The following is a 5,826-nucleotide window of genomic DNA, read 5'->3' on the forward strand; positions in this document are numbered from 1 at the left end:
GCGGCCGCCGTCTCCTCGGGCGAGAACATGCACGAGTAGGCCTGTTGCCCGAACTCCCGCGCGACATCCTCGATCTGGTAGCCGAGACGCGACACGAAGGTGTTGAGCACCAACTGACCTCCGGGTGCGAGGCACTGTGCGGCGAGTTCGAACACGCTGCGCAACTGCTGGGTTGTCCGGACGTCGGTTACCACCTCCGACAGCACGATCAGCTGGTAGTCATTCCGCAAATCGGCGGTGGTTTCGAAGACGTTGCGGACAATGACCCGTATATCGACTGCGTTGCGTTGGGCCTCGGCTTGCAGGATCTCGGCAAATTTCGGGGTCACCTCAATCACTTCCACGGGGTGTCCGCGGCGTGCCAGCGGAAGTGCGTTGCGGCCGGGGCCGGGGCCGATTTCGAGAATCCGAAAGCTCCTGGGATCGGCCGCTTCGTTGGCCAGTGCCCACACGCGGGCGTCGGGTTGGGTGCCGAACAGTGGAGGTTCTCTGGTGGCGACCCAGTTCTCGTAGGCCTCGGCAACGGTGAAGAACCGGGTGTTGACCTGGTATTGCAGGTTCTTCCCGGCGTCAGTGCTGTAGGTGATGACGATGTTGGACCGCTGTGATTCGGTGTAGGCCGCGGTTAGTTGGTTGCGCAGGACCTCGCGTAAGTGAGCCAGTTCTTCGTCGTTGAACTGGCGGCCGAGGGCGGCGAAGGTGCTGTCGCACATCTGGAGATATTCGTCGATCATGCCCGGGACGGCGGGCAGTGTGATCTCTCCGCTGGCCGCGGCGCGGTTGATGACGCGTTTGGTCACGGCGGCTCTCCACCGGTGCGTCCGGTCTGCGGAGCCTGTCGTCGTGTCTTCCACAGCATTCCTTGTACACCATCGGCACTGTTTTCCGGCGCCGGGGGCCATTGCCGCTGGTCCAGTAAGCTTGCCAACCATGCGAAAACGGCGGCGGCTGGGGGTGATGGGGGGGACGTTCGACCCCATCCACTACGGCCACCTGGTGGCCGCCAGTGAGGTCGCCGACAAGTTTAAGTTCGACGAGGTGGTGTTCGTGCCCAGCGGCCAGCCGTGGCAGAAGGAACGCCGGGTGTCCGCCGCCGAGGACCGCTACCTGATGACGGTGATCGCCACCGCCTCCAACCCCCGGTTCTCGGTGAGCAGGGTCGACATCGACCGGGCCGGCCCCACCTACACCCGGGATACCCTGCGGGATCTGCATGCGTGCAACCCGGACGCCGAACTGTATTTCATCACCGGCGCAGACGCGCTGGCTTCCATTCTGTCCTGGCGTGGCTGGGAGGAACTGTTCGCCCTAGCGCGGTTCGTCGGGGTCAGCCGGCCGGGATACGAACTGCACCACGACCACATCACCGACGCCCTCGGTGAGCTGCCCGCCGATACGCTGACCCTGGTCGAAGTGCCCGCCCTGGCGATCTCCTCGACCGACTGCCGGCAGCGCGCCCATGATCGCCGGCCGCTGTGGTATCTGATGCCCGACGGTGTTGTGCAGTACGTTTCCAAGCGGCGGCTGTATCGCGGGTGCGAGGGGGAGCCCACCGGATGACCGCGAACCCGGAGGCGATCGAGATGGCGACGGTGGCGGCCGCCGCCGCCGCAGCCAAACAGGCCGACGACGTCCTGGTCATCGACGTGTCCGGGCAGCTGGTCATCACCGACTGTTTCGTGATCGCCTCGGCATCCAACGAACGGCAGGTCAACGCGATCGTCGACGAGGTCGAGGAGAAGATGCGCCGGGCCGGTCACTCACCGGCGCGCCGGGAGGGGGCCCGCGAGGGCCGCTGGACGCTACTGGACTACCGCGACATCGTGGTGCACATTCAGCACCGGGATGACCGCGAGTTCTACGCGCTGGACCGGCTGTGGGGCGACTGCCCGGTAATTGAGGTGGATCTGACGGCGCAGCCGGCACAACCGGTGCAGCCGGACGAACCAGACGCGGAGGGCCCATGAGGGTGCGCCGGTTGGTGATGCTGCGGCACGGGCAGACCGACTACAACCTCGGCAGTCGGATGCAGGGCCAGCTGGAGACCGACCTGAGCGAACTCGGCCGATCTCAGGCGGTGGCTGCCGCCGAGGTGCTGGGCAAACTGCAACCGCTGCTGATCGTGTCCTCGGATCTGCGACGCGCCTACGACACCGCGGCAACGCTGGGGGAACGCACCGGTGTGCCGATTCGAGTGGACCCGCGGCTGCGGGAGACCCATCTGGGCGACTGGCAGGGCCTGACGCACGCCCAGATCGATGCAGAGGTCCCGGGGGCCCGGCTGGCCTGGCGCGAAGACGCCACCTGGGCGCCGCACGGCGGTGAAAGCCGCGTCGACGTGGCCGACCGCAGTCTGCCGCTGGTCGCCGAGCTGGTGGCCGGTGCGCCGGAATGGGGCGGCGACGCCGCGCCTCAGCGCCCGGTGGTGCTGGTGGCCCACGGCGGGTTGATCGCCGCACTATCGGCCGCGCTACTCAAGCTGCCGGTGGCCAACTGGCCGATTCTCGGTGGCATGGGCAACTGCAGCTGGGTGCAGGTGAGCGGCCACAGCGATGATGAGGCCGACGACGCCACGCAGCCGGCTGGTTTCGACGCCATCCGGTGGCGGCTGGACGTGTGGAACGCGTCGGCGCAGGTGGCCAACGATGTCCTCTGAGATGTCCGCCGAGCCGCCCGCCGTAGCCCGGCCGACACTGCTGATCTTCGCCGACTCGCTGTCCTACTACGGACCCGCCGGCGGGCTGCCCGCCGACGATCCGCGCATCTGGCCCAATATTGTCGGTTCCCACTTGGGTTGGGATGTCGAACTGATCGGTCGGATCGGCTGGACCTGTCGGGATGTGTGGTGGGCGGCAACCCAGGACCCGCGGGCCTGGGCGGCGCTGCCGCGGGCCGGTGCGGTGATCTTCGCGACCAGCGGAATGGATTCGCTGCCGTCGGTGCTGCCGACAGCACTGCGCGAGCTCATCCGCTACCTGCGGCCACCGTGGCTGCGGCGCTGGGCGCGCGACGGCTACGGCTGGCTGCAGCCGCGGCTGTCGCCGGTCGCACGGTCCGCACTACCCCCGCACCTGTCGGCGGAGTACCTGGAACAAACCCGTGCGGCAATCGATTTCAACCGCCCGGGAATACCCATGGTGGCGTCGTTGCCGTCGGTGCACATTGCCGAGACCTACGGCAGGGTGCACCGTGGTCGCGCCGGCACCGTGGACGCGGTGACGCAATGGGCGCAACGCCAACATATTCCGCTGGTCGACCTCAAAGCCGCGGTTGCCGACGAGATCATGGGTGGGCGAGGGAATCCCGACGGGATTCACTGGAACTTCGAGGCGCACCAGGCAGTCGCGGAACTGATGCTCAAAGCACTGACCGAGGCCGGGGTGGCCAACGGCGGCCTCCCGTGACCGTCGCGGTGGTCACCGACAGTTCGTCGCGCATTCCGCAGGACGTGTGTGAGCGGTGGGCGATACACCAAGCGCCGCTGCACATTCTGATCGACGGGACTGACCTGCGCGTTGGTGTCGACGAGATTCCCGACGACGTCTACAAGCGTCCGGCTACCACGGCCGCGGTGACGCCGGCCGAGTTGTCCGCGGCCTACCGGCGCGCCCTGGCGGGCAGCGACGGCGACGGCGTGGTGGCCGTGCACATGTCGTCCGGGCTTTCGGGAACGTGGCGGGCCGCCGAGCTTGCCGCCGCGGAATTCGGTTCCGCGGTAAGGGTTATAGACTCCAAGTCGGCAGCGATGGGAACCGGTTTCACGGCCTTGGCCGCCGCTCGGGCGGCCAGGTCCGGCGCCGACCTCGACGCCGTTGCCGGTGTTGCGACTGCCGCTGTGGCGCGCACCCACGCCTACATTGTTGTGCGCCGACTGGACAACCTGCGCCGCAGCGGCCGACTCGGGGGCGCCAAGGCATGGCTGGGAACCGCGCTGGCACTCAAGCCGCTGCTGGTTATCGATGAAGGCGAACTTGTTCTGGCCCAACGGATAAGGACCGCCAAGGCCGCGATTGCGGTGATGCTCGACGAGGTCTGCGACACGGTCGCCGACGGTGCTGCCGCGCTGGCCGTGCACCATGTCGCAGATCCCGAGGGTGCCCGCGAGGTGGCGGCCGCGCTGGCCGAACGCCTGCCGCAGTGTGAACCGGCGATCGTCACACCGCTGGGCCCTGCGCTCGCCGTGCACGTCGGGGCGGGGGCGCTGGCGGTCTGCCTGCAGCTGGCCGAGTAACGGTGACGGCGGGATTCTAGCCGGGGAAGATCGTTGCGCCGCCCTCGCCGATCGTGGCGGAAGGGTTCTCGTTGGAGATGTAGATGGGCATTTGCGAGAAGGGGTAGGACCCGGTGTTGAACCGTGCGTTTTGCCCGGTCAACACGTAGGGGCGGTGGTCTGCGGAGACGGTCTGGGTGTACAGGAGGTGACCACCGTCGTCCTGGCTGGCGTACACGGCGATGGTCGTTCCCGCCGGGAGTTGGCCGCCGCCGCCCGGGCTGCCGATCCCCGAACCGGTCACCAATGATTCGGGCACGGCGCCCAGCGCGCCACCGGAATCGAGGAACGCACTGGTGGGAATCGCGGGACGCCCGTTGAGGGACACCTGAACATCCGCTATCGGTGAGCCGGACACCGATATTGCGGAATCGGGTAGCGGATTGGGGCCGAACTCCGCCAAGCCGCGGGGCAGGTTGATCAGCAGGCCATCGTCCAGGTGATCCGGTAGCGCCTCGATCACCGAGGTGGCGAACGGATACGGGTTGTTGGGGCCGATACCCAGGTAGACGGGCAATGAACCGAGGTCGCTGATCTGGTGACTCGGATTGTTGATCACGTGATGATAGGCCGAGGTGGCCACGCCGACGTTGGTGGTGTCGGTGACGATCCCGTTTCCGAAATTCACGGTCGTCGAATAGACGTCGTAGTTGATGAATAGGGTGCCGCCATAGCTGACAGCACCGGTCGCTTGGTGCTGTCCATTCATCACGGGATCCAAATTGGCCAGATCGACGAAATTCGGCGGTACCACCAGACCCGACGCGCCGGAATCCAGCACGACCGGCAGGCTCGGTCCGCCACCCACGGAGATGTTCAACTCCGGGTTGCCCCACGAACCGGTGCGGATGAGGATCTGGTTCGGGGCCAGCGCGGTGCTGACACCGGCGGTACCGGCCTGCCCCAGCAGGCCGCCGCCGCCCCCGATACCGCCCGCGCCACCCGGTCCGCTGGTCCCGCCGGTGCCGCCGTTGCCGAACAGCAGGCCAGCCGTCCCGCCGGGCCCGCCGGTGCCGCCACCGAAGGTGCTGGTCCCGCCGGTGCCGCCGTTGCCGAAGAACAGGCCGCCGGACCCGCCGGCGCCGCCGGTCACTCCTTCGGCGGTGCTGGTGCCGCCGGTGCCGCCGTTGCCGAACAGCCATCCGCCGGCCCCGCCGGCCGTCCCGACCCCCTGGGCGTTGGTATAGCCGTTGACGCCGTCGCCGAACAGCGGGCGTCCGGTGAACTCCCGGATGGGATCATTGATGACTGCGGCCGGCGACGCGAGTTGCGACAGGTTGGCGGCCTCGGTGGTCGTATAGGTATTCAGGGTTGCCGTCAGGTTCCCGACCATCTGCCCGTAGGACGTCGAGAGCTGGCCGGCCACCGCTTGAAACTGCTGTCCGTGGCTGGTGAACAGGGCTGCCAGCGCCTCCGAGACTTCGTCTGCGCCGGCAGTCAGGATTTCGGTGGTCGGCAGGGCAGCGGTAGCGGCTGCCGCGTTCACGTTCGAGCCGATGCCGGCTAGTTCGGTGGTGGCCGCTCCGACCAGTGCGGGAGAGAAGGCCAACCGGGAC

At 67.7% G+C, this 5,826-nt stretch carries 7 protein-coding genes; 5 read left to right on the forward strand and 2 right to left on the reverse strand.

The window, feature by feature from the left end; all coding sequences use genetic code 11:
- On the reverse strand, window positions 1-854 hold an 854-nt coding region (locus ACK5M9_RS11750; protein ID WP_416893347.1), incomplete at its 3' end, for a class I SAM-dependent methyltransferase.
- Between the two features lie 76 nt (window positions 855-930).
- Between ACK5M9_RS11750 and nadD the strand changes: the two genes are divergently transcribed.
- From nadD to ACK5M9_RS11775, 5 genes are read left to right on the forward strand one after another with little or no spacing between them, the layout of a single operon-like run.
- A complete protein-coding gene (gene nadD, locus ACK5M9_RS11755) occupies window positions 931-1,560 on the forward strand; it encodes a nicotinate-nucleotide adenylyltransferase (protein WP_416893348.1) in 630 nt (209 codons plus the stop codon).
- The gene (rsfS, locus tag ACK5M9_RS11760; RefSeq protein WP_416893349.1) at window positions 1,557-1,967 is read left to right on the forward strand and encodes a ribosome silencing factor; all 411 of its coding nucleotides are present in this window, start codon (window positions 1,557-1,559) and stop codon (window positions 1,965-1,967) included. Before nadD ends, rsfS begins: the two co-directional genes overlap by 4 nt.
- A complete protein-coding gene (gene gpgP / locus ACK5M9_RS11765; protein ID WP_416893350.1) occupies window positions 1,964-2,656 on the forward strand; it encodes a glucosyl-3-phosphoglycerate phosphatase in 693 nt (230 codons plus the stop codon). Before rsfS ends, gpgP begins: the two co-directional genes overlap by 4 nt.
- Before the next feature lies 1 nt (window position 2,657).
- Window positions 2,658-3,404: a diglucosylglycerate octanoyltransferase gene (gene octT, locus ACK5M9_RS11770; RefSeq protein ID WP_416893353.1), complete on the forward strand. Its 747-nt coding sequence runs from the start codon at window positions 2,658-2,660 to the stop codon at window positions 3,402-3,404.
- Window positions 3,401-4,231, forward strand: a complete 831-nt coding sequence (locus ACK5M9_RS11775; protein ID WP_416893351.1) for a DegV family protein — start codon at window positions 3,401-3,403, stop codon at window positions 4,229-4,231. The genes octT and ACK5M9_RS11775 overlap by 4 nt, the downstream gene beginning before the upstream one ends.
- A 16-nt stretch (window positions 4,232-4,247) precedes the next feature.
- Here the strand turns inward: ACK5M9_RS11775 and ACK5M9_RS11780 are convergent.
- The coding region (locus ACK5M9_RS11780) for a PecA family PE domain-processing aspartic protease (RefSeq protein ID WP_416893352.1) at window positions 4,248-5,826 on the reverse strand (1,579 nt) is incomplete at its 5' end.

The sequence above is a fragment of the Mycobacterium sp. genome, assembly GCF_047975165.1.
Lineage (GTDB): Bacteria > Actinomycetota > Actinomycetes > Mycobacteriales > Mycobacteriaceae > Mycobacterium.